General features: G+C 55.7%; 1 rRNA gene. It reads right to left on the bottom strand.

Features of this window, described 5'->3' with window-relative positions:
• Nucleotides 1–578: ribosomal RNA gene (locus ABLV12_RS08780) — 23S ribosomal RNA — on the bottom strand; the annotation flags it as partial.

The raw sequence follows: 578 nt of genomic DNA, 5'->3' as shown, positions 1-578 counted from the left end.
GTCAGGGAGAACTCATCTCGGGGCAAGTTTCGTGCTTAGATGCTTTCAGCACTTATCTCTTCCGCATTTAGCTACCGGGCAATGCCATTGGCATGACAACCCGAACACCAGTGATGCGTCCACTCCGGTCCTCTCGTACTAGGAGCAGCCCCCCTCAATTCTCCAGCGCCCACGGCAGATAGGGACCGAACTGTCTCACGACGTTCTAAACCCAGCTCGCGTACCACTTTAAATGGCGAACAGCCATACCCTTGGGACCTACTTCAGCCCCAGGATGTGATGAGCCGACATCGAGGTGCCAAACACCGCCGTCGATATGAACTCTTGGGCGGTATCAGCCTGTTATCCCCGGAGTACCTTTTATCCGTTGAGCGATGGCCCTTCCATTCAGAACCACCGGATCACTATGACCTGCTTTCGCACCTGCTCGCGCCGTCACGCTCGCAGTCAAGCCAGCTTATGCCATTGCACTAACCTCCTGATGTCCGACCAGGATTAGCTGACCTTCGTGCTCCTCCGTTACTCTTTAGGAGGAGACCGCCCCAGTCAAACTACCCACCAGACACTGTCCGCAACCC

Source organism: Klebsiella sp. CN_Kp100 (genome assembly GCF_040065315.1).
Classification (GTDB): domain Bacteria; phylum Pseudomonadota; class Gammaproteobacteria; order Enterobacterales; family Enterobacteriaceae; genus Klebsiella; species Klebsiella oxytoca.
This window is presented reverse-complemented; position numbering and strand designations above follow the sequence as displayed.